25 protein-coding genes are annotated in these 25,876 nt (G+C 70.6%); 16 read left to right on the plus strand and 9 right to left on the minus strand.

Translation table 11 applies throughout. The features are described from left to right. The first annotated feature begins 64 nt into the window (after positions 1-64). Genes ABIC47_RS08130 through ABIC47_RS08145 form a run of 4 tightly spaced genes read left to right on the plus strand, consistent with a single transcriptional unit; the run spans position 65 to position 3,317 of the window. Entirely contained in the window at positions 65-733 is a 669-nt protein-coding gene (locus tag ABIC47_RS08130; RefSeq protein ID WP_354479213.1) for a ThuA domain-containing protein, read from the plus strand. Continuing rightward, positions 730-1,521, plus strand: a complete 792-nt coding sequence (locus ABIC47_RS08135) for a sugar phosphate isomerase/epimerase family protein (protein ID WP_354479216.1) — start codon at positions 730-732, stop codon at positions 1,519-1,521. The genes ABIC47_RS08130 and ABIC47_RS08135 overlap by 4 nt, the downstream gene beginning before the upstream one ends. Beyond that, positions 1,518-2,495 (plus strand): NAD-dependent epimerase/dehydratase family protein, encoded by a 978-nt coding sequence (locus ABIC47_RS08140; protein ID WP_354479219.1) that lies wholly within the window; start codon positions 1,518-1,520, stop codon positions 2,493-2,495. The genes ABIC47_RS08135 and ABIC47_RS08140 overlap by 4 nt, the downstream gene beginning before the upstream one ends. Positions 2,496-2,543: 48 nt before the next feature. Continuing rightward, a complete protein-coding gene (locus ABIC47_RS08145) occupies positions 2,544-3,317 on the plus strand; it encodes a GntR family transcriptional regulator (RefSeq protein WP_018189842.1) in 774 nt (257 codons plus the stop codon). 263 nt (positions 3,318-3,580) lie between these two features. On the opposite strand, the gene ABIC47_RS08150 is transcribed toward ABIC47_RS08145, so the two are convergent. The 5 genes from ABIC47_RS08150 to ABIC47_RS08170 form a co-directional block, all read right to left on the minus strand. After that, a complete protein-coding gene (locus ABIC47_RS08150; RefSeq protein ID WP_354479223.1) occupies positions 3,581-4,513 on the minus strand; it encodes an ABC transporter ATP-binding protein in 933 nt (310 codons plus the stop codon). Continuing rightward, a complete protein-coding gene (locus ABIC47_RS08155; RefSeq protein WP_018189844.1) occupies positions 4,510-5,373 on the minus strand; it encodes an ABC transporter ATP-binding protein in 864 nt (287 codons plus the stop codon). Before ABIC47_RS08155 ends, ABIC47_RS08150 begins: the two co-directional genes overlap by 4 nt. Further along, entirely contained in the window at positions 5,370-6,362 is a 993-nt protein-coding gene (locus tag ABIC47_RS08160) for an ABC transporter permease (protein WP_354479226.1), read from the minus strand. The genes ABIC47_RS08155 and ABIC47_RS08160 overlap by 4 nt, the downstream gene beginning before the upstream one ends. A gap of 8 nt (positions 6,363-6,370) precedes the next feature. Then, positions 6,371-7,354, minus strand: a complete 984-nt coding sequence (locus tag ABIC47_RS08165) for an ABC transporter permease (protein ID WP_018189846.1) — start codon at positions 7,352-7,354, stop codon at positions 6,371-6,373. Positions 7,355-7,415: 61 nt separating this feature from the next. Next, positions 7,416-9,092 carry an ABC transporter substrate-binding protein gene (locus tag ABIC47_RS08170; RefSeq protein WP_354479230.1) on the minus strand — a complete coding sequence of 559 codons (1,677 nt, stop codon included), beginning with the start codon at positions 9,090-9,092 and terminating at the stop codon, positions 7,416-7,418. A gap of 166 nt (positions 9,093-9,258) precedes the next feature. Between ABIC47_RS08170 and ABIC47_RS08175 the strand changes: the two genes are divergently transcribed. From ABIC47_RS08175 to ABIC47_RS08215, 9 genes are all read left to right on the plus strand, one after another. Then, the gene (locus tag ABIC47_RS08175; RefSeq protein WP_354479233.1) at positions 9,259-10,299 is read left to right on the plus strand and encodes a Gfo/Idh/MocA family protein; all 1,041 of its coding nucleotides are present in this window, start codon (positions 9,259-9,261) and stop codon (positions 10,297-10,299) included. Continuing rightward, entirely contained in the window at positions 10,296-11,069 is a 774-nt protein-coding gene (locus ABIC47_RS08180; RefSeq protein ID WP_018189849.1) for a GntR family transcriptional regulator, read from the plus strand. The genes ABIC47_RS08175 and ABIC47_RS08180 overlap by 4 nt, the downstream gene beginning before the upstream one ends. A 1-nt stretch (position 11,070) precedes the next feature. Then, positions 11,071-13,095, plus strand: a complete 2,025-nt coding sequence (locus tag ABIC47_RS08185) for a primary-amine oxidase (protein WP_354479237.1) — start codon at positions 11,071-11,073, stop codon at positions 13,093-13,095. Next, on the plus strand, positions 13,092-13,808 hold the full coding sequence (locus ABIC47_RS08190; protein ID WP_354479240.1) for a sugar phosphate isomerase/epimerase family protein: 717 nt from the start codon (positions 13,092-13,094) through the stop codon (positions 13,806-13,808). The genes ABIC47_RS08185 and ABIC47_RS08190 overlap by 4 nt, the downstream gene beginning before the upstream one ends. After that, entirely contained in the window at positions 13,805-14,965 is a 1,161-nt protein-coding gene (locus ABIC47_RS08195) for a Gfo/Idh/MocA family protein (RefSeq protein WP_354479242.1), read from the plus strand. Before ABIC47_RS08190 ends, ABIC47_RS08195 begins: the two co-directional genes overlap by 4 nt. Next, positions 14,962-15,981, plus strand: coding sequence for an SIS domain-containing protein (locus ABIC47_RS08200; protein ID WP_354479244.1), 1,020 nt, complete (start codon positions 14,962-14,964; stop codon positions 15,979-15,981). Before ABIC47_RS08195 ends, ABIC47_RS08200 begins: the two co-directional genes overlap by 4 nt. 73 nt (positions 15,982-16,054) lie before the next feature. Continuing rightward, positions 16,055-16,951, plus strand: coding sequence for a BadF/BadG/BcrA/BcrD ATPase family protein (locus ABIC47_RS08205; protein WP_354479247.1), 897 nt, complete (start codon positions 16,055-16,057; stop codon positions 16,949-16,951). Positions 16,952-16,994: 43 nt separating this feature from the next. Continuing rightward, positions 16,995-18,371, plus strand: coding sequence for an aldehyde dehydrogenase AldH (gene aldh / locus ABIC47_RS08210; protein ID WP_354479250.1), 1,377 nt, complete (start codon positions 16,995-16,997; stop codon positions 18,369-18,371). A 2-nt stretch (positions 18,372-18,373) separates the two neighbouring features. Further along, on the plus strand, positions 18,374-18,898 hold the full coding sequence (locus tag ABIC47_RS08215; RefSeq protein WP_354480122.1) for a hypothetical protein: 525 nt from the start codon (positions 18,374-18,376) through the stop codon (positions 18,896-18,898). A gap of 40 nt (positions 18,899-18,938) precedes the next feature. Here ABIC47_RS08215 and ABIC47_RS08220 read toward each other — a convergent pair whose 3' ends face one another. Further along, positions 18,939-19,850, minus strand: a complete 912-nt coding sequence (locus tag ABIC47_RS08220) for a 2-dehydropantoate 2-reductase (protein ID WP_354479253.1) — start codon at positions 19,848-19,850, stop codon at positions 18,939-18,941. Continuing rightward, complete coding sequence (locus ABIC47_RS08225) at positions 19,847-21,235, minus strand: MFS transporter (RefSeq protein WP_354479256.1); 1,389 nt, start codon at positions 21,233-21,235, stop codon at positions 19,847-19,849. The genes ABIC47_RS08220 and ABIC47_RS08225 overlap by 4 nt, the downstream gene beginning before the upstream one ends. Before the next feature lie 96 nt (positions 21,236-21,331). Here ABIC47_RS08225 and ABIC47_RS08230 point away from each other — a divergent pair, with 96 nt between their 5' ends. The 3 genes from ABIC47_RS08230 to ABIC47_RS08240 all read left to right on the plus strand — a co-directional run bounded on the left by ABIC47_RS08230 (position 21,332) and on the right by ABIC47_RS08240 (position 23,994). After that, the gene (locus ABIC47_RS08230; protein ID WP_354479258.1) at positions 21,332-21,832 is read left to right on the plus strand and encodes a winged helix-turn-helix transcriptional regulator; all 501 of its coding nucleotides are present in this window, start codon (positions 21,332-21,334) and stop codon (positions 21,830-21,832) included. A 70-nt stretch (positions 21,833-21,902) separates the two neighbouring features. Beyond that, the gene (locus ABIC47_RS08235; protein ID WP_354479261.1) at positions 21,903-22,931 is read left to right on the plus strand and encodes a LacI family DNA-binding transcriptional regulator; all 1,029 of its coding nucleotides are present in this window, start codon (positions 21,903-21,905) and stop codon (positions 22,929-22,931) included. 31 nt (positions 22,932-22,962) lie between these two features. Then, positions 22,963-23,994 carry a LacI family DNA-binding transcriptional regulator gene (locus ABIC47_RS08240; RefSeq protein WP_354479264.1) on the plus strand — a complete coding sequence of 344 codons (1,032 nt, stop codon included), beginning with the start codon at positions 22,963-22,965 and terminating at the stop codon, positions 23,992-23,994. 12 nt (positions 23,995-24,006) lie between these two features. Here the strand turns inward: ABIC47_RS08240 and ABIC47_RS08245 are convergent, their stop codons facing one another. Together ABIC47_RS08245 and ABIC47_RS08250 are read right to left on the minus strand one after the other, a co-directional pair. After that, positions 24,007-24,927 carry a carbohydrate ABC transporter permease gene (locus tag ABIC47_RS08245; RefSeq protein ID WP_018189862.1) on the minus strand — a complete coding sequence of 307 codons (921 nt, stop codon included), beginning with the start codon at positions 24,925-24,927 and terminating at the stop codon, positions 24,007-24,009. Then, positions 24,924-25,838, minus strand: coding sequence for a carbohydrate ABC transporter permease (locus ABIC47_RS08250; protein ID WP_018189863.1), 915 nt, complete (start codon positions 25,836-25,838; stop codon positions 24,924-24,926). Before ABIC47_RS08250 ends, ABIC47_RS08245 begins: the two co-directional genes overlap by 4 nt. Positions 25,839-25,876 lie beyond the last annotated feature (38 nt).

Below are 25,876 nucleotides of genomic sequence, written 5' to 3' on the forward strand. Positions count from 1 at the left end.
GTGCACCGTCCGCGGGCGGGCCGGTCAGCCGGTCCGCCCGCGGTCTCGCGAGAGAACGAGAGAGATGACGCGCAACAAGAACGCACTGGTCGTCGTGAACGGCGACGACATCCACCACGACCTGCTCACCGCCTCCCTGGTGTACCAGCAGCTCGGCATCGAGGCGGGCCTGGTGACCCGGCGCGGGATGGGCATGAACCGCTTCGTCGACGCCCGCCCGGAGACGGCCGACGCCGACACCTACCTGCTGTACACCTCCGGTGGGCTGTTCCCGACGGCGCAGCAGGAGGCGCTCGCCGCGGCCGTCCGCGGAGGGAAGGGGCTCGTCGGCATCCACGGCGCCAACATCCTGGGCTGGCAGGGCGACGGGCTCGACCCGGCGGACCGGCCCATGTTCGAGCTGGTCGGAAACCGGTACCTCTCGCACGGGCCGGGTCATCACGAGGGGAGGCACACGATCGAGATCGTGGGTGACCACCCCATCACCGAGGGCATCGACGACTTCGAGCTGTTCGACGAGTATTACGAGTTCGAACTCGCGGACGACGACGTGCAGGTGCTCGCGCGGCGGCACAGGGCGGACGGCGCGGAGATCCCCGTGATGTACGCGCGCCAGGTCGGCGACGGTCGTGTGGTCTACCTGGCACTCGGACACGACCTGCGCTCGTGGGGCGAACCGCCCGTGCGCGAGCTCGTCCGGCGCGCCCTGCAGTGGACGGCGGGCGCGCTGTGAGCGCGGAGGACGGCGGCGGCGCACGACCGCTCGCCGTGATGGGGTACACGATCCTGGAGCAGGCGCTCGCCGACCTGGAGGGCACCTTCGACCGCGTCGCCGCCATCGGCTATCTCGGCGTCGAGACGTACGGGCTGGTCGAGGCGTACGGAGCGGAGCGGGTGCGCATCGCCGCCGCGTCCTCGGGCCTCGCCATCACGAGCGCCCACACCCCGTTCCCGGCGGGCGAGCCCGCGGAGCGGCTGCTGGATGCGGCCCAGGCTCTCGGCGCGCCGACCCTGGTATGGTCGATGGAGCGCGAGGAGTTCGACTCTCCGGCGAGCATCCGCGCCGGCGTCCAGCGGGTGAACGAGGCCGCGGAGAACGCGGCCGCCCGGGGCCTCGCGATCGGGTACCACAATCACTTCGCCGAGTTCTCGCAGAACTTCGACGGCCGCCAGGCGTACGACCTGCTGCTCGACCTCCTCGACCCGCGGGTCGTGGTCGAACTCGACGCCTACTGGGCGCGCATGGGCGGCGCCGATCCCGCCGAGGTGCTGACCCGGCTGGGCGACCGCGCGCGCCTGATCCACATCAAGGACGGGCCCGCGGTCAGCTATGAGGACGACGTCATGGTGCCGATCGGCGAGGGCGCGATGGACTGGGAGCGCATCCTGACGGCTCCCTCCGGTCTGCGCTGGCACATCGTCGAGCTGGAGCGGCTCAGCGTCGACACCTTCGACGCGCTGGAGCAGTCGTACCGTCACCTGGTCGGCCTGGGCGTGTCCCGCGGGAGGGTGGACGCATGAGCGCGCGAGTGCTCTTCCTCGGCGGCAACGGGATGATCGGCTCGGCCGCCGCGCGCGAGGCCGCTGAGCGGGGGATCGACCTCACCATCGTGACGCGGTCGGCGCCCCGGCGTCCGGTACCGGAGGGTGTCCGCCTCCTGACCGGCGATGTGCGCGACCCTGCAGCGCTGGCGGCCCTGCTCGGCGACGAACGGTGGGACGCCGTCGTGAACTGGGTCGCGTTCACGCCGAAGGACCTGGACGGCCACGTCGACTACTTCGGCGAACGCACCGGCCAGTACGTCTTCATCTCGACGTGCTCCGTGTTCGCGCGCCCGGTTCCGCTGCTGCCGATCACCGAATCCACCCCGCGCCGGCAGCCCGTCTTCGGGTACGCCCGCGACAAGATCGCCTGCGAGCTGCTGCTCGAAGAGGCGTACCGCGAGCAGGGATTCCCGCTCACGATCGTCCGCCCGTTCCACACGTACGACGAGACGACGGTCCCGGTGCTCGCCGGCTGGACGGCGATCGAGCGGATGCGCGCGGGCGAACCGGTCGTCGTCCACGGTGACGGCACATCGCTCTGGACGCTGATGCACTCGAGCGACTTCGCCCGCGCGTTCGTGCCGCTGCTCGGCGAGGGCCACGCGATCGGCGAGGGCGTGAACGTCGTCAGCGGCGACATCCTCACCTGGGATCAGATCCACCTGGAGCTGGCCCGCGCCGCCGGGGTTCGCTCGCCGCTGCTGGTGCACCGCTCGAGCCAGACCATCGGCGAGGAGATCCCCGGCTGGGACGAGGTGCTGGAGCACGACTTCCGGCACACGATGCTGTTCGACACGACGAAGCTGCAGCGGCTGGTGCCCGGCTTCGCGCCGCAGGTGTCGTTCGCCGAGGGGGCGCGTCGGGTGGTGCGTCACCACGACGAGCACGCGGATGCGCGCGGAGTCAGCGCGGAACTCGCCGCGGCATTCGATCGTCTCGCGGCGCGGTAACGAGTGGTATGAATGAGGCGTGCTATCGGCAGGGAGAGGGTATCGACGTTGACGCAGCCGGAGACTCTCGGTCGAGACGCGGTCGCCGCCATCCGGCCTGACTACCCCGAGCCCCTGTGGATCCAGGTGATCAACCTGATCACCCACGAGATCGCCACCGGCGTGCTGAAGCCGGGCTCACGTCTGCCACCGGAGCGCGAGCTGTGCCAGCAGCTGTCGATCTCGCGTGTGACGCTGCGCAAGGCGCTCAGTCAGCTGGTCGAGGACGGCGTGCTCAGCGCGTCGCACGGCCGTGGCTGGTACGTCGCCCAGGCGCCGGCGCCGGGCAAGGACTTCCCGAACAACCTCGAGTCGTTCACCGAGACCGCGAACCGGATGGGACTGGCCGCGTCGTCCACCGTGCTGCGCGCGGAGACGAAGGCGGCGACGCTGGACGAGGCGGAGGAGCTGGGCGTGGCGCCGGGCACTCCGCTGTTCCACCTGGAGCGGGTCCGCCTGCTCGACGAGGTGCCGATCGCCGTCGACGTCACGCGGCTGCCGGCGACCATCGCCCCGTCGCTCGAATCGGTCGACTTCGCCACGGCATCCTTCTACGAGGCCCTGGCGGACGCCGGCGTCGAGCCGTTCCGCGCCGACGCGACGATCGAGGCGCGCGAGGCCACCGGAACGGTCGCCGAGCACCTGGGGCTGGAGCTCGGGAAGCCGGTGCTGGTCATGCGCCAGGTCGCCGTCGACCAGTCCGAGCGTCCGCTGTTCGTGTCGACGATCACGTATGCGGGCGAGCGCTACCGCCTGCGCACCCACTTCGCCCGCACGCGCTAGCCGCATCCTCCGCCCTCTCCGCCCGTTACGGCGTCACCGTCCGCCCGCTGCGCAAACGGAGGACATCCCGGACCGTGCGGCCGCGCGCGCCTCCGTTCGTGGCGAATCGCCGCGCCGGTCGCTGGGATCTCCTCCCTTTCGAACGGCGACGAAAACGGAGGAGTTCCCAGGGCGGCGCGCCGCGGCATGCGGGAAACGGAGGCGGTTCGGGGCCGGAAGGGTTCCGAGCACCTCCGTTTCCCGCATCAGGCGGGGCGCCGGGGTCAGGCGGTGGCGAGCAGCTCCGCGACGGCGGCGTCGTCCGCCCACGCACGCGCCCAGTGACCCGGCTGCGCGGGGCCCGGATCGTCGGGCGTCACCAGCACGTCGGGGGAGAGGCGGAAGCGCTCGGGGTCGAGGTCGAAGGCCTCGGAGTGCGGGTCCGGCGCCGCCCGCACCAGCAGCTGCGTGTACGGGTGGATGGGGTTGAGGATGACCTCGCTCGACGGACCGCGCTCGACCACCCGGCCGTGGCGCATGACCACGATCTGCGTCGAGAAGTGCCGCGCGGTCGCGAGGTCGTGCGTGATGTAGAGCACGGCGAGGTTCCGCTGCTTCTTCAGGTCGTCGAGGAGCTGCAGGATCTCGAGCCGGATGGACACATCCAGCATCGACACCGGCTCGTCGGCGATCAGCACCTCCGGCTGCGGGGCGAGCGCCCGCGCGATGGCGATGCGCTGACGCTGCCCGCCCGAAAGCTCGTGCGGATACTTCGCCAGGATCTCGGCCGCCGGCCCCAGGTTCACCGAGTCGAGCAGCCGGTGCAGCTCCCTCTCCTCCTCCGCGCGGCTGTGCACGATGCCGTGGATGCGCAGCGGCCGCACCAGCTGGTGGCGGATCGGGAGCGACGGGTTGAGGGAGGAGAACGGGTCCTGGAACACCATCTGGACGCGTTTGCGGTAGCGCTTGGTGGCGCGGCGTCCGGAGCCGATGCGCTCCCCGTCGAGCGTGATGTCGCCCGCCGTCGGATCGACCAGCCGGATGAGCATCTTGGCGATCGTCGACTTGCCGCTGCCCGACTCGCCGACCAGGGCGACGGATTCGCCCGGACGCACGATCAGCGAGACGTCGTCGACGGCCTTCAGGATGTGCGGGCGCAGGCCGCTCCCGCGGATCTGGTAGTCCTTGGCCAGGTGGAGCGCTTCGAGCGTCGTCATGCCAGCGCCTCCTCTCCTCGTTCGATGTCGACATAGCGTGTGCCCGTGAGCGGGACGTCGCCGCGGAGGCTGGGGAACGACCGCAGCAGGTGCCGGGTGTATTCGTGGCCGGCGCCGTCGAGCAGCGCCTGCGGGGTGTTCTCCTCCACCAGACGCCCCGACAGCATGACGCCGACCCGGTCGCTGATCTCGAGCAGCAGACCGAGGTCGTGGGTGATGAACAGCACGGCGAAGCCGAACTCGCTGCGCAGCCGGTCGATCTCCTCCAGGATGTTGCGCTGCACGACCACGTCGAGCGCGGTCGTCGGCTCGTCCATGATGATCAGGCGGGGCCGCAGGGCGAGGGCCATGGCGATCATGACGCGCTGCCGCATCCCGCCGCTCAGCTCGTGCGGGTAGCTCTTCAGCCGGTCGACCGGGATGCCGACAGTGCGGAGCAGTTCGGCGGCGCGCTCCCGGCGCTCCGCGCGGCTGAGTCCCGCGCGGTGGTCGACGAAGACGTCCTCGATCTGCGCCCCGATCCGGTGGACGGGGTTGAGGGCGTTCATGGCGCCCTGGAATACCATCGAGATCTCCTGCCAGCGGAAGGCGCGCAGCTCGCGGCCGTCGAGACCGAGGATGTCGGTCGTCCCTCCGTCTTCGCGGCGCCACTCGATGGAGCCGCCGCTGATCTGGGCGGGAGGCTGCAGGAGCCGGGTCACGGTGTACGCCAGGGTCGACTTCCCGCATCCCGACTCGCCTGCCAGCCCGACGATCTCGCCCGGATGGATCTCGAGCGACACGCCGTCGACGGCCCGCACCGGGCGGTCGGTGGCGTAATCGACGGTCAGGTCGCTGATGCGCAGCAGCGGTTCGCTCATGCGGCTGCTCCCTTCGGGGCGGTACGGGAGCGCTTGGCGATGGCCGCCGTCCGCAGCCGCGGGTTGATGCGCTCATCGATCGAGAAGTTGATCAGGCCGAGGGCGGCCCCGAGGATGGCGATGCAGAGCCCCGGTGGGACGAACCACCACCACGCGCCGAGGGTGATCGCCTGGGCGTTCTGGGCGAAGAACAGGATGCTGCCCCAGCTCTTGCCGCCGGGCGCGCCGAGCCCGAGGAAGGACAGCCCGGCCTCCGCGAGGATCGCGCCGAGGGCGCCGAAGACGAACTGACTGGCGATGATCGGCATGAGGTTGGGGAGGATCTCGCGCAGCATGATGCGCCAGTTCGACTCGCTGGCGACGCGCGCAGCATCCACGTAGTCCCGGGAGCGCACCGAGAGGGTCTGCGCGCGGAGGACGCGGGCCGCACCCGCCCACGACACCAGGGCGATGACGACGGCGATCACCACGATGTCGCGCGACTCGACGTAGTCGGTCACGATGATGAGCAGCGGGAGGCCCGGGATGACGAGGAACACGTTGCTGATGAGGGACGAGAGGTTGTCCCAGTACCCGCCGAGGAAGGCGCCGCCGATGCCGAATAGCATCGAGAGCACCACGGTGATCGCGCCGGCGACCACGCCGATCACGACGGAGCCCGTGGTTCCTGCGTAGACCTGCGCGAAGACGTCCTGCCCGATGTTCGTCGTGCCGAACCAGTGCTCCGCGCTCGGCGGCTGGAGTCCGACGGGGCTGGACTGGTTCGGGTTCGGGACGAGGAGGGGAGCGGTCAGGGCGACCAGTGCGAAGAAGACGCAGATCGCGATCCCGACCCAGAACTTCCACCCGCGGGAGGTGCGGCGCCGGTCGGTGCGGCGCGATCGGCCGGTGGCCCGGAGGAACCCGGTGCGGACGGCCGCGGCGTCGTCGGCGTCGGGCTCGGACCCGGACAGCTCCGGGTCGGCGAGTTCTTGCTGCGTGAAGCTCATGAGGACTCCTAGTTCGCCAGCCGCGTGCGCGGATCGATGAAGCCGTAGACGAGGTCGACGACCAGGTTCGCGCCGAGGACCGCCAGGGTGATGATGAGGAACAGCGCCTGCATCAGCGGGTAGTCGTTGTTCTGCACGGCGGTCAGCAGGGTGAAGCCGACGCCCGGGTACCCGAACACGCTCTCGGTGACCACCGATCCGTTGACGATGAAGCCGAGGGACATCGCGAACCCGGCGACGCTGGGGAGCAGGGCGTTCCGCATGGCGTACGAGCCGAAGACCCGTCCCGGTCGCAGCCCTTTCGCCCGCGCGGTGACCACGTAGTCCTCCGCCATCGTCGACACCATCATGTTGCGGGTGCCCAGCAGCTGGCCCGAGACGGACGCGAGGATGATCGTGATCGCCGGGAGGGCGCCGTAGACGATGACGGAGCCGATGAATTCCGGTGTGAACCCGGGCACGATGTTGAGGTCGTAGCCGCCGCTGACCGGGAACCAGTGCAGGATCGAGCCGAACACGTAGACGAGCACGAGGGCGAGCCAGAAGTAGGGGATCGCCGAGAAGAAGGTGGAGGCGGGGAGGATCGCGTCGGTCCAGCTCCCGCGACGCCAGCCGAGCCACGAGCCGAAGACGACGCCGATCACGTAGCTGATGACGGTCGCGAGGCCGACGAGCGCGAGCGTCCACGGGAGCGCCTGCATGACGACGTCGATCGCCGGGGTCGGATAGTAGCTGACCGAGAGGCCGAACTGGCCGGTGAAGATGTTGTGCAGGTACTGCCCGTACTGGACGATGAGCGGCTCGTGCGAGACACCGAACTGCAGTTCGAGGGCATGCCGGGCCTCCGGGGGCATCGGGGCGACACCCTGCGTCTTGGCGAGGATGACGTCAACCGGGCTGCCTTTGACCAGCCGGGGGAGCAGGAAATTGAGGGTGATCGCGATCCAGCCTGCGATCAGGTAGAAGCCGAGCTTGTTGAGGTAGTAGCGCATGAGGTGGTCCCGCCGGGTCGGGGCGCGGGACGACGGGTGACCGCCGTCCCGCGCCGAGGGGTCACTTGACGGGCTTCAGCGACTTGGCGATGTAGCCGATGTTGCCGGACAGCCAGTTGGACGGGGTCGCCCACAGGTTGTCGGGCGTTGGCATTCCGGTGAAGTACTGGTCGCGGTAGGTGGTCACCGCGCCGTTCTGGCTGAGGATGATGTACGGCTGGTTCTCGGCGAAGTAGGTGCCGAGTGCCTGGTAGGCGCTGGTCAGCTGCGCCGGGTCGTTGGTGCCGCCCGCCTGCGCGATCAGCTGGTCGACCTTCGGGTCCTGGAAGCGCACGAAGTTGGCGTTGGCCGGCTTGCCGACCGGTGCCGTCTTGGCCGAGTCCAGGCTGTCGCTGAACTGCTGGAAGGGGTTCGGGCCGGTCGGGATGCGGTCGTCCAGGAGGTCGAACGAGCCGTTCTGTCGAGCGGTGGAGTAGGCGCCGAGCGACAGCTCCTCCGGGGTCGCCTGCACGCCGATCTTCTGGAAGTCCTGCACCAGCAGCTGGTTGGCGGTGATCGTGTCGGTGTAGCCCGTGACAGTGGTGATCTTGAATTTCACCGGCTGGCCGTCCTTGCCGATCAGGTTGCCGGAGCCGTCGTACGAGTAGCCGGCGTCTGTGAGGATCTTCTTGGCCTTGTCCACATCCTGGTCGAGCGTCTTGCCCTTGTAGTCGGCCGGGATGTAGGCCTCGTCCCGGGGCTGCAGGAGGCTCGTCGGGTTGGCCGGGGTGTCGGTCCCGCCGAAGGCCTGCTTGATGATCGCGTCGCGGTCGATCGAGAGGCTGAGCGCCTGACGGAAGGCGAGGTCGTCGAAGGGCGCCTTGCTGAGGTTCGGCATCAGCACCTTGATGTCGGCCGGGATGGACGTGTACTTGTTGTACTTCTTGTCCTTGTCGACGAACGACTTCTGCACATCCTGCAGCGCGATGCCGGCCCAGTCGATCTGGCCCGCGTTGAGCGAGTTGAGCGCCGCGGCGTTGCCGGTGGACGTGACCAGCCGGATGCCGGGGATCGCCGGCTGTCCCTTCTGGTAGTAGTCCTTGTTGGCCGTGAGGGTCACCGACTGCGGGGTGAACTGCCCGAAGTCGAAGGCTCCGGTGCCGATCGGCTTCTGGTTGGTGGTCTTCGCCGGGTCGGAGATGGACGACCAGATGTGCTCCGGCACGATGAAGGTGAGGCCGAGCAGGCGGTACTCGTTGGGGTAGTCCGGCTGGCTGAGCGTGATGGTGACGTGGGTGTCGTCGACGGCCTTCGCCTCGGCGATCTTGAGGCCGTAGAGGTTCAGCTCCGGCTTCTTCTCGAGCAGGTTGTACGTGTAGGCGACGTCGGCCGCGGTGAACGGCTTGCCGTCCTGCCACTTCACGCCGTCGCGCAGGGTCACGGTGTAGGTGAGGCCGTCCGGCGAGACGGTGTACTCGGTGCCGAGCCACGGCTGCGGCTTCTCGTTCTTGGCGGAGTTGAAGTAGAAGAGCGGCTCGTAGACCGCGCCGAGCACGGCGCCGTTCGCGCCGTAGGCGACGTCGGCGACGAACGGGTTGAAGTTGTCGGTCAGGTTGCCGGGGTTGCCGGAGTACACGTTCAGGTAGCGGGAGCTGCTGGACGCGCCGCTGCCGGCGCATCCCGTGATGATCAGCGTGGCCGCCGCCACCGTCGCGAGAGCCGCAGCCACTCGCATCTTCATCGACTTGCGTGGTCGCACTGCATTCTCCTCGGGTTCGGGGTGATGGATTGACCGCGAGCATACATAGCGGTCCATAGAGGTAGCAAGAGGTATTTTGTTTCTGGTCTATTACGGGTTTCGGTATAGACCAATGGCGTACCACATGGCTACTATGGCGATCACACCCGTTCCAGCAGGAGGAAATGTGATTCGAGTAGGACTCCTCGGTTCCGGCTTCATCGCCGACACGTACGCGGACGCCCTCCAAGACGTCCGCGGGGCCGAGCTCGTCGCCACCTACTCGCGCGACCTCGCCCGCGCTCAGGCCTTCGCCGAGAAGTGGGGCCCCATCCCGCGTCAGTACGACGACATGGCTGCCCTGTGCGCCGACCCGGAGATCGACCTCGTCGTCATCGCCCTCCCCAACGAGGTGCACGTCGAGGCGGTCCGCATCGCCGCGGCCGCGGGCAAGGGCATCGTGTGCACCAAGCCGCTCGCCCGCACCGGAGCAGAGGCGGCGGAGATCCTCCGCATCGTGCGCGACGCCGGTGTCTGGCACGGCTATGCGGAGAGCTCGGTCTTCTCGCCGAACATCGCGAAGGCCCACCAGATGGTCGTCGCCGGCGCCATCGGCGACCCGCTCACCATGCGGGCGCGGGAGGCGCACTCCGGCCCGCACGCCCCGCACTTCTGGGACGCCGAGACGGCCGGCGGTGGAGCCCTGCTCGACATGGGCTGCCACACCGTCGAGTCCGCACGCCACTTCTTCGGGAAGGAAAACCCGGTCACCGAGGTCTTCGCGTGGGGCGCGACGATGGCCCACGCGGACAAGACCACCGGAGAGGACACCGCCATCGCCCTCCTGAAGTTCGCGGGCGGTCAGCTGGCGCAGATCGAGTCGTCGTGGATCGAGAAGGGCGGGATGCAGCTGCGCCACGAGCTCGTCGGCACCGCCGGGCGCCTCGTCACCGACACGTCGCACACTCCGGTCTGGGGCTTTATCGAGAATCCCGCCGGTTACCTGGTCGAGAAGGCGGACGCCGAGACGGGATGGGTCTACCCGGTCCCGGAGGAGGCGCGCGCCTACGGGTTCAGCCAGGAGATGCGGCATTTCGTCGAGCGCTTCGCCGAGGGGCGGGAGCCGGACGAGACGTTCGACGACGGCTTCGTCGTCAACTGCATCCTCGACGCCTGCTACGCCTCGATGCGCTCGGGCGTCTGGGAGACGGTGAGCCTCGAGCGATGACGACGACACCGACCACGACGGGCGTCGTCCGGACCGACTACCCGGACCCGCTCTGGATGCAGGCGGCCGACTCCCTGCGCGAGCGGATCGCCTCCGGCTCACTGCCCGCTGGCGCGCGCCTTCCACCCGAGCGGGAGCTCTGCCTGACGCTCGGGATCAGCCGCGTCACTCTCCGCAAAGCACTGCAGGCCCTCGTCGAGGACGGCGCGCTCGCGCCGTCGCACGGCCGGGGCTGGTACGTGTCCGGCGAGAGCGATCAGCGCAACGAGTGGCCGAACAGCCTCGAGTCGTTCAGCGAGACGGCCGAGCGGATGGGGCTGGCGGCGAGCTCGCGCGTGCTGCAGGCGAGCGTCGCCCCCTCCACCATCGACGACGCCGAATTGCTCGGCATCGCCCCGGGCCTCCCGATCTTCCGGCTGGGCCGCGTGCGGATGCTCGGCGGCGTTCCGATCGCCCTCGACTGGGCGCTCATCCCGGCCGCCCTGCTTCCGGACGCCGAGAGCTACGACTTCGAGACCTCCTCGCTGTACGAGGCGCTCACCGAGACCGGCAACGAGCTCGCCAACGCGGAGACGACCATCGAGGCGCGCGAGGCGAGCGCCGACGTCGCCGGCCAGCTCGGCGTCCAGCCGGGAACACCGACCCTCGTGATGCACCAGGTGGTGCGCAACCGGTCGGAGCGGGCGGTGCTCGCCTCGACCGTCCAGTACGCCGGCGACCGCTATCGCCTGCGCACCTACTTCTCCCGCCACAACCGAACGGAGTCCTGACGTGACCGAAACCGCCCAAGCGCCTACCGCACCGTACGCGGACCCGGAGGCCGACGCCGCCATCGCGGCCGCCCTGGCGAGCCTCCGGCCGGAGGAGGTCGCCGCCTCGCGGGCGATCCTCGAGCGGGAGGGGCTGCTCGGGCCCGACGGACATGTGTCCTATTTCGGCCTGCTCGAGCAGGACAAGCGCACTCTGCTCGCCCCGGGGTCCCGGCCGGAGGCCCGCCGGTTCCGCGCGATGCTGGTGGACTTCGCCACGGGGGCGTCCCACGACGTCGTCGTCTGCCCGGCGGAGGACCGCCTGGTGTCGGTGGTGGAGCTCGACCCGGCAGACGGCCAGGTTCCGGTGGTGCTGGCCGAGTTCGGGCTCGTCGAGGAGATCGTCCACCAGGACGAGCGCTGGCTCGCGGCCATGGCGAAGCGCGGCCTCACCGACATTTCGACACTGCGCGTGAACCCGCTCTCGGCCGGCGCTCCGGCGACCGACGAGGCCGGTCGACGCATCCAGCGCTGCTTCACCTTCGTGCAGAAGACGCCGGACGACCTCGGCTGGGCGCATCCCGTCGACGGCGTGACGGTGATGGTGGACGTCGTGACCCGCGAGGTGCTCGACGTGATCGACTACGTCGAGCTGCCCGTGCCGCAGGAGGACGGCAACTTCCACCTCCCGGAGTGGGTGGGGAAGCCCGAGCGCGCAGGCCTCAAGCCGATCGAGATCAGCCAGCCGGACGGTCCGAGCTTCACCATCGACGAGAACGGCGTCCTGTCGTGGCTGGGCTGGAAGCTGCAGGTGTCGTTCGACCAGCGCGAGGGGCTGGTCTTCCACAACGTGTCCATCGCGGACGACGGGGTGCAGCGCCCGGTGCTCTACCGCGCATCCATCGCCGAGATGATGGTGCCCTACGGCGACCCCAGCCCGCAGCGCTGGTTCCAGAACTTCTTCGACTGCGGCGAGTACCTGCTGGGCGGCTTCGCGAACTCGCTGGAGCTCGGCTGCGACTGCGTCGGAGACATCACGTATCTGGATGCGACCCTCGCCGACAACGCCGGGAACGTGCGCGTCATCCCCCAGGCGATCTGCATCCACGAGGAGGACGCCGGGATCCTCTGGAAGCACTTCGACAACTGGAACGGCTCGAGCGACTCCCGCCGCAACCGCCGGCTGGTGGTCAGCTTCTTCGTGACCGTGGGCAACTACGACTACGGCTTCTACTGGTACTTCTCGCTCGACGGCAACATCGAGCTGGAGGTGAAGGCCACCGGCGTCGTGTTCACCTCCGCGTACCCGGGCCCGGGCTACGCCTACGCGTCGGAGCTCGCTCCCGGCCTCGGGGCGCCGTATCACCAGCACCTCTTCTCGGCGCGCCTCGACATGATGGTCGACGGCGTGGAGAACGCGGTCGACGAGCTGGAGGCGGTGCTCGTCCCGCGCGGGCCGGAGAACCCGACCGGCACCGGCATCACCCAGACGGTCACCCGGCTGCGCACGGAGAAGGAGGCGCAGCGGATGGCGGACAACGCGAAGAACCGGGTCTGGCTCGTCTCGAACCCGGGCAGGAGGAACCGGCTCGGCGGCGCCGTCGGGTACGTGCTCTACCCGGAGGGGAAACCCGCCCTGCTGGCCGACGAGCTCTCCGACATTCACCAGCGCGCCACCTACTCGGCCAAGCACCTGTGGGTCACGCCCTACGAACCCGCCGAGCTGTACCCGGCGGGCGACTTCGTCAATATGCACCCGGGCGGCGCCGGCCTCCCGAAGTGGACGGCGGCGGACCGCGACGTCGACAACGCCGACATCGTGCTCTGGCACACCTTCGGGCTGACGCACTTCCCGCGCATCGAGGATTGGCCGGTGATGCCGGTCGACTCGGCGGGGTTCGTGCTCAAGCCGCACGGGTTCTTCGGTGCCAACCCGACCCTCGACATCCCGGAGTCGGTCGGCGACCACTGCGCGCCCGGTCATCACGGGCACGGCGACGGCCACGCGGATGCGCACACGCACGATCACGGAGGGCACGGCGCGTGAGTCTCGGAATCCAGCTGTACAGCGTCCGCGAGGACATCGGCCCGGACCGGCTCGAGGGCACTCTCGAACGCCTGGCGGGTTACGGATTCACCCATGTGGAGCCGTACGACATCCTGAGCGACACCGCGGGCCTGCGCGCCGCGCTCGCCGCCACGGGTCTCATCGCGTCGACCGCGCACGCCAAGATCACGGAGCTCGACCGCGACGCCGTGCTCGATGCGGCGGAGAGCCTCGGCATCGAGACCGTCATTGTCCCCTTCGTGCCGCCGGTGAGCATCGCCGATCGCGACGGCGTGCTGGCCCTCGCCGACGCGATCAACGCGGTGGTTCCGGTGGCGGCCGACCGCGGCATCCGGATCGGGTACCACAACCACGACTTCGAGTTCTCGCAGTCGGTCGACGGCCGGACGGCCTACGACGTGCTGGTCGATGCGCTCGACCCCGCTGTCGTGCTGGAGCTCGACACCTACTGGGCGGCGGTCGGCGGCGAGGACGTGCTCGGCCTCATCCCGAGACTCGGCGACCGGGTGCGCTTCCTGCACGTCAAGGAGGACGGCACCAACCCGTTCGACGTCACGGCGGCCATCGCCGCCGCCCGATCGCTGGAGCTTCCGGTGGTCGAGGTGGTCGTGCACGAGGGGGATGTGTTCCCGCTCGTCGAGCGCAACGCCGCGTTCTTCGCCGAGCGCCTCCCGCGGGCGGTGGACGCATGACCGCCACCGTCGTCGGGATCGTCGGCGCAGGAAACATCTCGGACGAGTACCTGCGCTCGCTCGCGACGTACCCGGATGTGCGGGTGGTCGCGATCGCCGACCTCGACGTCGAGCGCGCCGCGGCGCAGGCCGACCGGTACGGCGTGGAGGCCGCACCCACCGTCGCCGACCTCCTGGCACGCGACGACATCGAGATCGTCGTCAACCTGACCATTCCGGCCGCCCACGCCGACGTCGCGCTCGCCGCCATCGCTGCGGGCAAGCACGTCTGGGGCGAGAAGCCCCTCACGCTCGACCTGGCGTCGGCCCGCGCGGTGCTCGACGCAGCGGAGGAGGCCGGCGTCGTCGTGGCCAACGCGCCAGACACGATCCTCGGCGAGGGCATTCAGAACGCGCAGCGGCTGCTGCTCGACGGTGCGGTCGGAGAGCCCAGGACGCTGCTCACCCTCATGCAGGGCCCTGGACCGGATGCCTGGCACCCGCGGCCGCAGTTCCTGTTCGCCCGGGGCGCCGGTCCGCTGTTCGACATCGGCCCGTACTACGTCAGCACGATGATCCAGCTGCTCGGCCCGATCGTCCAAGTGGAGGCGATGGGCCAGCGTCCGCGCGCCGACCGCGTCGTCGGGTCGGGACCGGACGCGGGTCTGCGGTTCCCCGTCGAGGTCGACACACATCTCAGCGTGCTGACGCGGTTCGCCTCCGGTGTGGTCGGCACCTCCGTGTACAGCTTCGACTCGCCACGGCGGCGGCAGGCGTTCGAGATCACCGGATCGGAGGGCGTGCTCGAGGTGCCGGTCAGCGGCTTCGACGGACCGACGCGGGTGCTCGCCGGCGACGACCGCGACCACGCCTGGAGCGAGGTCCCCCCGCCGGGAGCCCACCGCGAACGCGGTGTCGGAGTGCTGGAGTTTGCCCGCGCCCTGCGCGACGGCCGGCCCCCGCGTGCGTCCGGCCCGCTCGCGTTCCACACGCTCGAGGTCATGCTCGCGGTCGAGGAGTCGGCGCGCTCCGGCGTGCCCGTCGCCATCGACAGTACGGCGCCGCCCGTCGAGCCGCTCCCGTCCGACTGGGACCCGAGCGCAGCGACCACACCATCCAGCTCGGCAGCAACCGGCTCGCGAGCAACCAGCCCAGCACAGTCAGGGGGACTCCGATGAAGGGGTACATCACGTACGCGTCCGCGCGGGCGACGCAGGCGGAGGAGCTCGGCCGGGCGATCCCGCTGATCGCCGATCAGGTCGAAGCACGCTCGGCGCTCGGCCAGCTCGCGGGACCCGGCCCGATCTTCGTCGGGATCGGCGCGAGCCTCGCCGCGGCGTGCGCGCCGGTCTGGGAGCTGCGCTCGCGCGGCATCCACTCGTTGCGCCTCGGCGCCGGGGACTACCCCGTGCCGTTCCCGCCGAGCGTGCATCCCATCGTCGGGATCTCGCAGAGCGGCCGCAGCGCCGAGACCTTGGCGGTGCTCGAGTCGGTGCCGGAGGAGCTGCGCTTCGCGGTCGTGAACAGCGAGCCGTCTCCGATCGGGCGCATCGCCTCGACGTTGTCGCTCGGCAACCTGGCCGACAGCTACGCCTCGACCCTGGGGTACACGGCGACCGTCGCGGCGCTCGGGCTGCTCGCCGACGTCTGGGACGGCGGGACGCCCGATGCCGGATGGGCGCGGCTGGCCGAGACGTTCGCCGAGGTGGAGGATCGGCTGACTGCTCCGGTCTCGGCGCTCGCCGAACTGTTCGCGACGGTCTCGTCGAGCGATTTCGTCGGCGCGGGACCGGCGGTCGGATCGGCCGAGGCGGGTGCGCTGCTGTTCCGTGAGGTGGCCCGCATCCCGGCGACCGGGATGAGCACGCGGCAGTACCTGCACGGCTCGATGGAGTCGGCGGGCGACGGGGTGCATGTGGTCTTCGGCGACAGCCGGGAACTCGATCTGGCGACGACGCTGGCGGATGCCGGCCACCACGTCGTGCTCATCTCGGCCGAGTCCGTCGCTGCCACGAGCACTCTGCACCCGGTGCGCCTGCCCAAACTCCCCGCCGCCCAGCGCGCGGTGCTCGAGGCGCTGGTGATGCAGATCCTGGTCGGCGCCGTGGCCGAGGTGCGCGGGGTGGACATCGAGGAGTTCGTGTTCCACAACGCGGACACCAAGGTGTCGGTGGATGCGGGGGGCGCCGCGTGACCGCGTCCGCGCTTCCTTTGATCGTGGGCTTGGATGCCCCGGGTGGGCGCTGCCTCCAAGCGGGGTGCGTCGGATGACCGCCTCCCCTTTGATCGTGGGCTTGGATGCCGGTGGCACCAAGCTCGGCGTGCGTGCTGAGACCCTCGACGGCTCACGCGTCGCCGACGTCGCCCTGCCGGCGGATGAATGGAGCGCATCCCCGGCAGGCGGCGCCGCTCGGTGGCTGCACGCCCGCATCCGGCACGTGCTGCCCGAGGGCGCGACCGTCTCCGCTCTCGGCGTCGGCGCCCAGGGCCTCGACACCGTCGAGCACGCCCGTGAGCTCCGCGCCGCCCTCGGCGAGCTGGGCTACCGCGCGGCCGTCGTCAACGACGCCGAACTGCTCGTCCCGGCCGCGGGCCTGCGGGAGGGCATCGGCGTGATCGCCGGGACCGGATCCATCGCCGTGGGCGCGGATGCGTCCGGCCGTACCCTGTTCGCCGGCGGCTGGGGATGGGTCATCGGCGACGAGGGCGGTGCACCCGCCATCGTCCGTGACGCCACCATCGCCGCTCTCCGCGCCGACGACGACGGCGCACCGGACGACGGCCTCCTCGCCGCTCTGGAGCGCGCGTTCGGGGTGTCGTCCGCGCCGGCACTCGCCCGCGCCGTCAACGACGACCCGACACCGGAGAACTGGGGCCCGCGCGCCGTCGCCGTCTTCGCGGCGGCGGACGGCGGCTCCGCCCTCGCCGTCTCCGTCATCGACCGGGCCGCCTCCGAGCTCGCTGCGCTGATCGGCCGCCTGATCGCCCGGGGCGCCGCCGGGTCGCACATCGTGGTGGGCGGCAGTGTGTTCGCCCACCAGCCGCGGCTGCTTGCGGCCTTCTCCGGGGCGGTCGCGGCCGCGCATCCCGGACTCACCGTCGTGCCGCTCACGGACGCACCGGTCGCCGGCGCCGTCGAGCTGGCCAGGCGCATCGCGGTGTGAGCCGCGCGCGCATCCCATCGGCCGTCACAACAAAGGAGTAACCATGGCCATCGCCACCATCAACCCCACCACCGGCGAGACGCTCAAGACGTTCGAGCCGCACACGGCCGAGCAGCTGGAGGAGATCCTCGCCGCGGCCGAGGCCGCCTACCGCGGGCTCGCGGACACGACGTTCGAGCAGCGGGGCGCGTGGATGCGCGCCGCCGCCGACCTCCTCGACGCCGAGCTCGACGAGGTCGCCGCGCTCGTCACGACCGAGATGGGCAAGACCATCGGGACGGCGAAGTACGAGGTGTCGAAGTCGGCGCGCGGCATGCGCTGGTACGCGGACCACGCCGCGGAGTACCTCGCCGAAGAGCGTCCGGTCGCGGCGGGCGACGTCGGCGCCTCGGCGGTGAGCGTCCGCTACCAGCCGATCGGGACGGTGCTGGCGGTCATGCCGTGGAACTACCCGTTCTGGCAGGTGATCCGGTTCGCGGCCCCCGCGCTCATGGCCGGCAACACCGGCATCCTGAAGCACGCCTCCAGCGTTCCGCAGAGCGCGCTCTACCTCGGTTCGCTGTTCGAGCGGGCCGGGTTCCCGGCCGGAGCGTTCCAGACCGTCCTCGTGGAGGGCGGCGCGGTGGCGCCTCTGATCGACGACCGCCGCATCCGCGCGGTCACGCTCACCGGTTCGGTCGGGGCGGGATCGTCTGTGGCGGAGGCGGCGGGACGCAACATCAAGAAGTCGGTGCTGGAGCTCGGCGGCACGGACGTTTTCGTCGTGATGCCGTCGGCCGACATCGCAGCGGCGGCCGCAGCCGGGGTGAACGCGCGCGTGCAGAACTCGGGTCAGAGCTGCATCGCCGCCAAGCGGTACTACGTCCACGCGGACGTCTACGACGCGTTCGAGGAGGCCTTCGTCGCGGGGATGCGCGCGCAGGTCGTCGGCGACCCGTTCGACGAGGGAACGTCGTTCGGCCTGCTGGCCACCGAGCAGGTGCGTCGCGACACCCACCAGCTGGTCGAAGACGCCGTCGCCAAGGGTGCGACCCTCTTGGCCGGAGGCGAGCTACCGGACGGCCCCGGCTGGTTCTACCCGGCGACGGTGCTGCGCGATGTCACCCCCGAGATGCGCATCTTCCGCGAGGAGTGCTTCGGGCCGGTCGCGTGCCTGTACCGGGTCGAGTCGGCCGAGGAGGCCGTCGAGCGCTCGAACGACTCGGACTTCGGCCTGAGCTCCAGCGTGTGGACGCAGGATGATGACGAGGCCGCCTTCTTCCAGGACCGCATCGAGGCCGGCGGCGTCTTCGTCAACGGGCTCACCGCATCCTTCCCGCAGCTGCCCTTCGGCGGCATCAAGGACTCCGGGTACGGGCGCGAGCTGTCGGCGTTCGGCATCCGCGAGTTCACCAACGTGAAGACCGTCTGGCGCGCGTGACCATGGGGGCGGCTGTGGCGCCGGCGGCGGGGGCGGTCGCGACCGCATCCACCGCCGGCGCCGCGGTGCGCCGTCGCCGGCGCGCGCACCGGACGGCGGGCACCCTCGTGCACGAGCTGCCCGCGGTCGGGGTGATGGCGCTCGCCTGCGCCGCCGGGAACGCGGCGGCGCTCTGCGCGGGCGCTGTCGCACTCGCCCTGCTCGCCTGCGGCTACGGGCGGATCGCCCGCCGATCCCCGTTCGCGCGCGAGCATGTGGTCGACCTCTGGGCCATGCTCCTCGTCATGGTGGGGATGGCCTTCTCGGCTGCTCCCGTTCCGGCTGGTGTCGTGGGCTCGGCTGTCGCGTCCCCGCACCGACACCTGGACCCGTCCGTCGGCGGCCCGGTCGGCCCGGCGCTCGTCGCCATCGCGGTGGCTGGCTGGCTGATCGGCCGCCTGGTGCTGGCTCGCCGGGTGCGCCGCCTGCATACCGTCGTATCGGCCGCTGTGTGCGGCGGGATGCTCGTCGCGATGCTCGCCATGTGAGCGACGCGTCGGCCGGTACGTGTGAGTCCCGACGCGTTCGTCACGACTCGGGGACGATGCGGAGCGCGGCCGCGGCGGCCGCGAGCAGGGGCGCCGGGGTGTCGAGGCGGTCGGCGCGGCGCACGAGGTCGCCCAGCACCGCTTCCACCTCGACCGGACGGCCCGCGCGATGATCGCGGTACATCGAGGTCGTGAAGTGCGACCCCGCCTCGGTGAGGACGCCGCGCGCACGCTGGACGGCATCCGTCCGCGGCGCATGACCGGCGCGCGTCATCACGTCGACGACCTCGTCGACCACGGCTTCCGCCGTCCGTGCGCCGCCGTCCGCCGCGACGATGCGGCCCACATCCGCCCCCAGGAGGGTGTTGGTCGCACCGCCGGACGCGAGCAGCAGCCACTTCTCCCACATGTCCGCGACGATGGTGGTCGACGCGGAGCTCTCGATGGGCGAATCGCTCAGGTCGTCCGCGATCCGGCGCACGCGCTCGGTGTCCCGCCCGTCGAGCTCGCCGAAGCCGAGGGTGGCCCCGGGCCGGAGGATCCGGATCGCGCCGTCGTCCCGCAGCTCGGTCGCCGTGAGGCAGACGCCGCCGAGGACCTGCCCGGGGAACGCGGCGTCGAGCGCCTCGATGTGGGCGATGCCGTTGAGGGACGGGATGACGACCGTGCCCGGTCCGATCGCGCCGCGCAGGTCGGCGATGGCCCCTGGCAGGGCGTACGCCTTCACCGACAGGAGCACGACGTCGTACTCGGGGCGCACGGTGTCCGCCGTGACGGTCTCCATCGGGAAGGCGGAGGTCGAGCCGTCCGGTTCGGCCAGCACCAGCCCGTCCCGCGCGAGGATGCGTGCCCGCTCCGGCCGGACCAGCAGCGTCACCCTGTGGTCGGACTCCTGGAGCAGCGCAGCGAGATAGCCGCCGACGGCCCCTGCCCCCACGATCAGGTATCTCATCGACCGCCCTCCGCCGACCGATCGCGGATCGCCCACGCTGCCAGGACGGCCAGAACGCCGCCCGCGGTCAGTACCGCCCAGGCGCCGGTGTACCCGGTGAGGGAGCTCGTCGCTCCGAGCGTGAGCGCCACGAAGACCGCGACTCCGATGGCCGAGCCGATCTGGCGCGCGGTGTTGAGCACGCCCGCGCCGGCCGAGTATTCGTGCTGGGGGAGGCCCGCCGTCCCGCCGGCGATGAACGCCGTCTGCGCGAGACCGGCTCCGAGACCCGTCAGCACGATGCCGGGGAGGTAACCCCACCAGAACGAGCCGCCGGCGGTGAGCAGGATGGTCCACCACAGCCCGCCCAGCGCGAACAGTGCACCGCCGAGGAGGCCGAGGGTGCGCGGGGTGGACGGGAGGCGCCCCGCGACGATGGTGGAGACCACGGCGGCGGCGGGTCCGGCACCGAAGGCGATGCCGGCGACGGCCGGAGACAGCCCGAGCGGGCCGGTGAGCACCAGCGGCGCGCCGACGAGCATGATGCCGAAGCCCGCGTAGAAGAAGAACATGCCGGCCGAGGCGGCGCGGAAGCCGTGATCGCCGAACACCTGCAGATTCACGGCGGGGACCGCCGCCCGCCGGCTCCTCCACACGAACAGCACCGCGAAGAGCGCGGCGAGCAGCGCGCCGACGCCGAGTTGCCAGAGGCTCACGTCGGGGTCGGAGCTGTACGAGACGGTCCAGACCACCAGCGCGGCCGCGGCGGCGAGAGCGAGCGAACCGAGGAGATCGGGTCGCCGACCGCCCGAGCCGGGCACGGAGGGCACGCGGGGGAGGACGATCAGTGCCGGTAGCGCGAGAACGACGTTGATGAGGAAGATGAAGCGCCAGTCGACCTGCACGAGCAGGCCGCCGACCGTCGGCCCCAGGGCGGCGGCGATGGAGCCGGTGGCCGCCCAGACGCTGACGAGCCGGGTGTGCCGCTCTCGCGGTGCCGTGGTGAGGAGGAGTCCGAGGCTGGTCGGGATGATCGCGGCAGCGGCCGCTCCCTGCACGGCGCGTGCCGCGATCAGCACCCCGATCCCGGGCGCGATCGAGCAGACCGCGCTGGCGACGACGAACACGACCAGACCGGTCACGAAGGTCCGCTTCCTGCCCACGACGTCGGCCAGTCGGCCGAACGGGATCAGGAGCGCTGCGAAGGCGATGCCATAGGCGTTGAGCACCCAGGCGAGCTGCTGAGGCTGCACGCCGGGAAAGCTGGCGCTGATCGAGCCGAACGCGATGTTGACGATGAAGAGGTCGAGGGAGGCGAGCACACTCCCGGTGGCGACCACGAAGAACGTCAGTCCCAGTCGGGAACCTCGCGTCTCGTTTTTACTAGCTTCAAGCAAGTCGGCCACGGATCAAGTAGGCCACAGGCTGACGCTGGAGCGCAAGCTCGGATCCTGATCGAGCATTCAGGAGTGCTAGCGCTAAGCTAGCTGCAGGAGGACGACATGCCGCTGAGATCCGATTGGTCGACCCGCCCGTGCACCATCGCCCGGGGCATCGATGTCGTCGGCGACCCCTGGGTGCTGCTCATCCTGCGCGAGGCGTTCGCCGGTGCCAGCCGCTTCGAGGAGTTCGCCTCCCGGACCGGCATCACCGACAAGGCGCTGAGCGCCCGGCTGCGCACGATGGTCGAGAGCGGTCTGCTCGAGCGGTCCACCGCGGGCGACGGGGCGCGCCCGCGGGCGGAGTACCGGCTGACGGAGTCCGGCGCCGCAACCTTGCCCATCCTGCACGCATTCGCCCTGTGGGCCGACGAGCACGGGCCGGAACCCCGACCCGGTCGCCTCGGTATCAACTGCGTCGCGTGCGGAGCGCGCGCCGAGGCGGCCGATGTCTGCGTCTCGTGCGGCCGGCGGCTGACGCCGGACAATGTGCGGTGGACGCGACCCGGCGAATGGGATGGCGCCCAGGTCGAGCTCGTCGGCGCCGCGATACCGGCCAACTGAGCCGAGCAGACATCCCGCCGCGCCCGGTATGCGCATTCCCAGGCGGTGGCGGAGCCGGTACTGTTGCCGTGTGGGTGAGGCGAAGAGCGAGGCGGCGCCCCGACGTCCCGTCACTCTGACCGACGTCGCGCGGCGGGCCGGCGTCTCACAGCCGACCGCGTCCCGGGTGCTCAACGGAAGCGCGCGGACCGTCGCAGACAGCTACCGGCGCCGGGTGCTCGATGCCGCCCGCGAGCTGGGTTACACGCCCAACCTGGCCGCACAGGTGATCGCGCGCGGCACCTCCCGGACCATCGCCCTGGTGATCAGCGGGATCTCGGACCCGTACTTCTCGGCCATGGCCTCCGAGCTCATGAAGCAGGCGGCGGAGTACGGGATGCGCGTCTCGATCGCCGTGACCGACCGCCGGGTGGACCGCGAGCTGGAGCTGGTGCGCGAACTGCGCGGACAGCAGCCGCAGGCGATCGTGCTGGCGGGCACCGGGTACGTCGATCCGCCCAACGGGGACGAGCTGGTGGCCGAGTTGCGCCGCTTCGAGGAAACCGGCGGCCGGGTCGTGCTGATCAGCCGGACCGACCTTCCCTTCGAGACCGTCACCTTCGACAACCGCGAGGGCGCACGCGAGCTCGCCGCGGAGCTCACGACGCTCGGCTACCGGCGCGCGCTCGTGCTCGGAAGCGCCACCCCGCTTCTCTCCATGCAGCAGCGCGTCGACGGATTCGTCGAAGGGTTCGGAGGGGAGGCGGCCGTCGCGTATCCCGAGTTCTCGTGGGAGGGAGCCCGCGAGCACATCCGCTCGCTGCCCGACGACGAGCTCGCGAACATCCAGCTCGTCTTCGCGATCACCGACGACATGGCGCTCGGGGCGATCGGCGGGCTCCGCGACCGCGGGCGGCGCATCCCCCAGGACGTCGCGGTCGCCGGGTTCGACGACATCACCACGCTCCGTGACGTCGTGCCCGCCCTCACCACCGTCCACGTGCCGCTCGACCAGGTCGCCGACGAGACGGTCCGCCGTGCCCTCGACGGGGATGCGGGGGGCCGCACGGTCCCGGCGCACCCCGTGATCCGGGCATCGACCCCGCCGGTGCGGCGGTAGGCTCGCAGGTGACGGCCGGTAGGTTGGGGCTGTGAGCGAGAACGCCCCCACCCTGTCCGACGTCGCCGCGCATGCCGGCGTCTCGCTGGCGACCGCGTCCCGCGCGCTGAACGGCAGCACGCGCAAGGTCAACGCGGCGCTGCAGGAGCGGGTGCTCGCTTCGGCCCGCGAGCTCGGCTACAGCCCCAACGTCCAGGCGCAGGCGGTCGCCCGGGGCACCAGCAACGTGGTCGCGCTCGTGGTGGGCGACATCGCCGACCCCTACTTCGCTTCCATCGCCTCCGGTGTCGTGCGCGTGGCGGACGAGCGCGGCCTCATCGTCACGATCACCGCGACGGGACCCTACGCGGGCCAGGCGTCGGTCGCGCGCGAGCAGGCCGCACTGGCGGCTCTCCGCGGGCAGCGCCCGCGCGCGGTCGTCCTCGCCGGAAGCCGCGTCGTGCGGCCGGACGCCCAGAGCGCCGCCGCAGCGCCGGACGACCCGCTCGCGGGCGCCCGTGCGAACGTGGCCGTGGTCGGCGGGGGAGCGCCGGAGCATCGCACGGTCGCCGTCGACAACCACGGCGGGGCGGCGGCGCTCGCCCGCGAGCTGCTGGCGCTCGGCTACAGCGACTTCGCCATCATCGCCGGCCCCGAGGAACTCGTCACGGTGCGCGACCGCGTCGACGGTTTCCGGTCGGTCGTGCCGTCGGCCTCCATCGCCCACGCCGAGTTCTCGCGCGCGGGAGGACGGGATGCCATGGCCGAACTGCTTCGCTCGGGTGCGCGCCCCGAATGCGTCTTCGCGGTGAGCGATGTCATGGCGATCGGGGTGATGGCGGCTCTGCGCGAAGCAGGCATCGCACCCGGCGAGGAGGTGGCGGTGGCGGGATTCGACGACATCCCGCTCGTCGCCGACGTCACTCCCGCCCTCACCTCGGTGTCGCTTCCGCTGGCCGAGATCGGAGCCCGTGCGCTCGAGCTCGCGCTCGCGGACGAGTCGGACGAGCAGGGCGAACCCGGCGGAGAGCGTACGCCGGTCTCCGCCGAGGTGCGCGTGCGCGCATCCACTCCTCGGCGCTGACGAGGACGGGCCTCAGAGCTTGACGCCGCCCGAGATGAGATCGATCTTCCAGTAGCGCTGCAGCGACAGGAACAGGATGGCCAGCGGCACGATCGACACGAGCACGCCCGCGATCACGATCGAGTACTGCGCCGCCTGGCCGCCGGTGATGATCATGAGGCCGTACAGCCCAAGAGTCAGCGGGTAGAGCTGGTCGTTGTTGATCATCACGAAGGGCAGGAGGAAGTTGTTCCAGATCCCGATGAACTGCAGCAGGAAGACCGTCACCAGTGCCGGCATCATCAGCCGCGATCCGACCGACCAGAAGATGCGCCACTCGCTGCCGCCGTCGATCCTGGCGGCCTCCATGATCTCGTCGGGAACCGACGCCTCGGCGTAGATCTTGCACAGGTAGATCGCGAACGGCGACACCAGCTGGGGGAGGATGACGGACGCGTAGGTGTTCGTCATCCCGAACTTCGCCAGCAGCAGGAACTGCGGGATGGCGAGCATGATCTGGGGGAGCAGCACGGCCGCGACGATGAGCCGGAAGATCCACTTCGACCCGGTGAACGTGTACTTGCCGAGGGCGTACCCGGCCGCCCCCGCGATGACGGTGGACAGCACGCCGCCGCCGATCGCGTAGATCACCGAGTTGAGCGCCCAGCGGCCGAAGATGCCGTTGTTGTAGGTGAACAGCGCCTGCATGTTGGTCCAGAAGCCGCCGGTGAAGGACGGCACGAACGACGGGGTCGAGAACAGCTCGTCGTTGGTCTTCGTGGAGGCGATGAGGATCCACAGCACCGGCAGGACGCAGTACAGCGCGCCGACGATGAGGATGAGGGTGGGGACGATCCGCAGACCGGAGCGCGTCCGCAGCGGCGGTCGCGGGTCGGATCGCCGCGCCGCCGTCGTCGGCGGTCCGTCGGGGGTGCGTACGGTCGCGGTGGTCATCGGGTCTCCCTCCGGGCGAAGCGCCGGCCGATCACGTTGACGATCACCGTTGCGGCGACGGTCATGAGGATGAGGATGAACGAGGTGGCAGCGCCCTCGTAGATGCTGTTGTTGACGAACGCGTCCGTGTACACGCGCATCAGCGGCACCCAGGTGGACGAGATGGCGTTCGCCAGCGGCTTCAGGGTCGTCGGCTCGTTGAACAGCTGCAGGGCGCCGATGACGGAGAACAGGGCGACCATGGTGATGGCCGGGGCGATCAGCGGCAGCTTGATGCGCAGGGCGACCTGCAGCTCGCTGGCGCCGTCGAGCTCCGCCGCCTCGAACAGCTCCTTGGGGAGGCTGCGCACGGCGGTGTAGATGATCACCATGTTGAAGCCGACGACGCCCCATACCGCGACGTTCGCGACCGAGAAGAAGATCCCGGTGCTGCCGAAGTAGTCGATGAAGCGGCCGCCGATGGGGCTGGTCGCCGGGAGGTACATGAAGCCCCAGAGCAGCGACGCGACGACGCCGGGAACCGCGTAGGGGAGGAAGATCGCCAGTCGGGTGACGCCGACCAGCCGGGCGCGCTTGGCATCGAGGCAGAGAGCGAAGAGGGTGGCCAGCACGATGGTGAGCGGCACGCCGATCAGGGCGATCAGCAGCATCCGTCCGAGGCTGGCCCAGAACTCCGGGTCGGTGAGGGTCGTCACGTAGTTGGCGAAGCCCGCGAAGACCTCGGTCGGATCGCCGCCGCCGAGGAGTCCGCCGCCCACCTTCAGCTGCAGGAAGCTGAGGATCACCGCGTACACGCCGGGTGCGACGGTGAACAACAGCAGCAGGATGACGGCGGGCGCGACGAGGAACACGGGCAGAAGCGTGCGCCTGCGGCGCGGTCTCCGTGCGGTGCCGGCTCCGATGACGGCCATGGGCGGGTCTCCAGTTCGGTGGGTGCGGGCGGTGGATG

Source organism: Leifsonia sp. 563, from assembly GCF_040545055.1.
GTDB lineage: Bacteria > Actinomycetota > Actinomycetes > Actinomycetales > Microbacteriaceae > Leifsonia.

Coding starts and splice junctions, on each gene's coding strand:
- ABIC47_RS08155 (WP_018189844.1), bottom strand. CDS start 5,373: ATGAGCGAACCGCTGCTGCGCATCAGCGACCTGACCGTCGATTACGCC.
- aldh (WP_354479250.1), top strand. CDS start 16,995: ATGGCCATCGCCACCATCAACCCCACCACCGGCGAGACGCTCAAGACG.
- ABIC47_RS08230 (WP_354479258.1), top strand. CDS start 21,332: ATGCCGCTGAGATCCGATTGGTCGACCCGCCCGTGCACCATCGCCCGG.
- ABIC47_RS08180 (WP_018189849.1), top strand. CDS start 10,296: ATGACGACGACACCGACCACGACGGGCGTCGTCCGGACCGACTACCCG.
- ABIC47_RS08245 (WP_018189862.1), bottom strand. CDS start 24,927: ATGACCACCGCGACCGTACGCACCCCCGACGGACCGCCGACGACGGCG.
- ABIC47_RS08130 (WP_354479213.1), top strand. CDS start 65: ATGACGCGCAACAAGAACGCACTGGTCGTCGTGAACGGCGACGACATC.
- ABIC47_RS08250 (WP_018189863.1), bottom strand. CDS start 25,838: ATGGCCGTCATCGGAGCCGGCACCGCACGGAGACCGCGCCGCAGGCGC.
- ABIC47_RS08165 (WP_018189846.1), bottom strand. CDS start 7,354: ATGCGCTACTACCTCAACAAGCTCGGCTTCTACCTGATCGCAGGCTGG.
- ABIC47_RS08140 (WP_354479219.1), top strand. CDS start 1,518: ATGAGCGCGCGAGTGCTCTTCCTCGGCGGCAACGGGATGATCGGCTCG.
- ABIC47_RS08200 (WP_354479244.1), top strand. CDS start 14,962: ATGAAGGGGTACATCACGTACGCGTCCGCGCGGGCGACGCAGGCGGAG.
- ABIC47_RS08160 (WP_354479226.1), bottom strand. CDS start 6,362: ATGAGCTTCACGCAGCAAGAACTCGCCGACCCGGAGCTGTCCGGGTCC.
- ABIC47_RS08150 (WP_354479223.1), bottom strand. CDS start 4,513: ATGACGACGCTCGAAGCGCTCCACCTGGCCAAGGACTACCAGATCCGC.
- ABIC47_RS08220 (WP_354479253.1), bottom strand. CDS start 19,850: ATGAGATACCTGATCGTGGGGGCAGGGGCCGTCGGCGGCTATCTCGCT.
- ABIC47_RS08215 (WP_354480122.1), top strand. CDS start 18,374: ATGGGGGCGGCTGTGGCGCCGGCGGCGGGGGCGGTCGCGACCGCATCC.
- ABIC47_RS08195 (WP_354479242.1), top strand. CDS start 13,805: ATGACCGCCACCGTCGTCGGGATCGTCGGCGCAGGAAACATCTCGGAC.
- ABIC47_RS08205 (WP_354479247.1), top strand. CDS start 16,055: ATGACCGCCTCCCCTTTGATCGTGGGCTTGGATGCCGGTGGCACCAAG.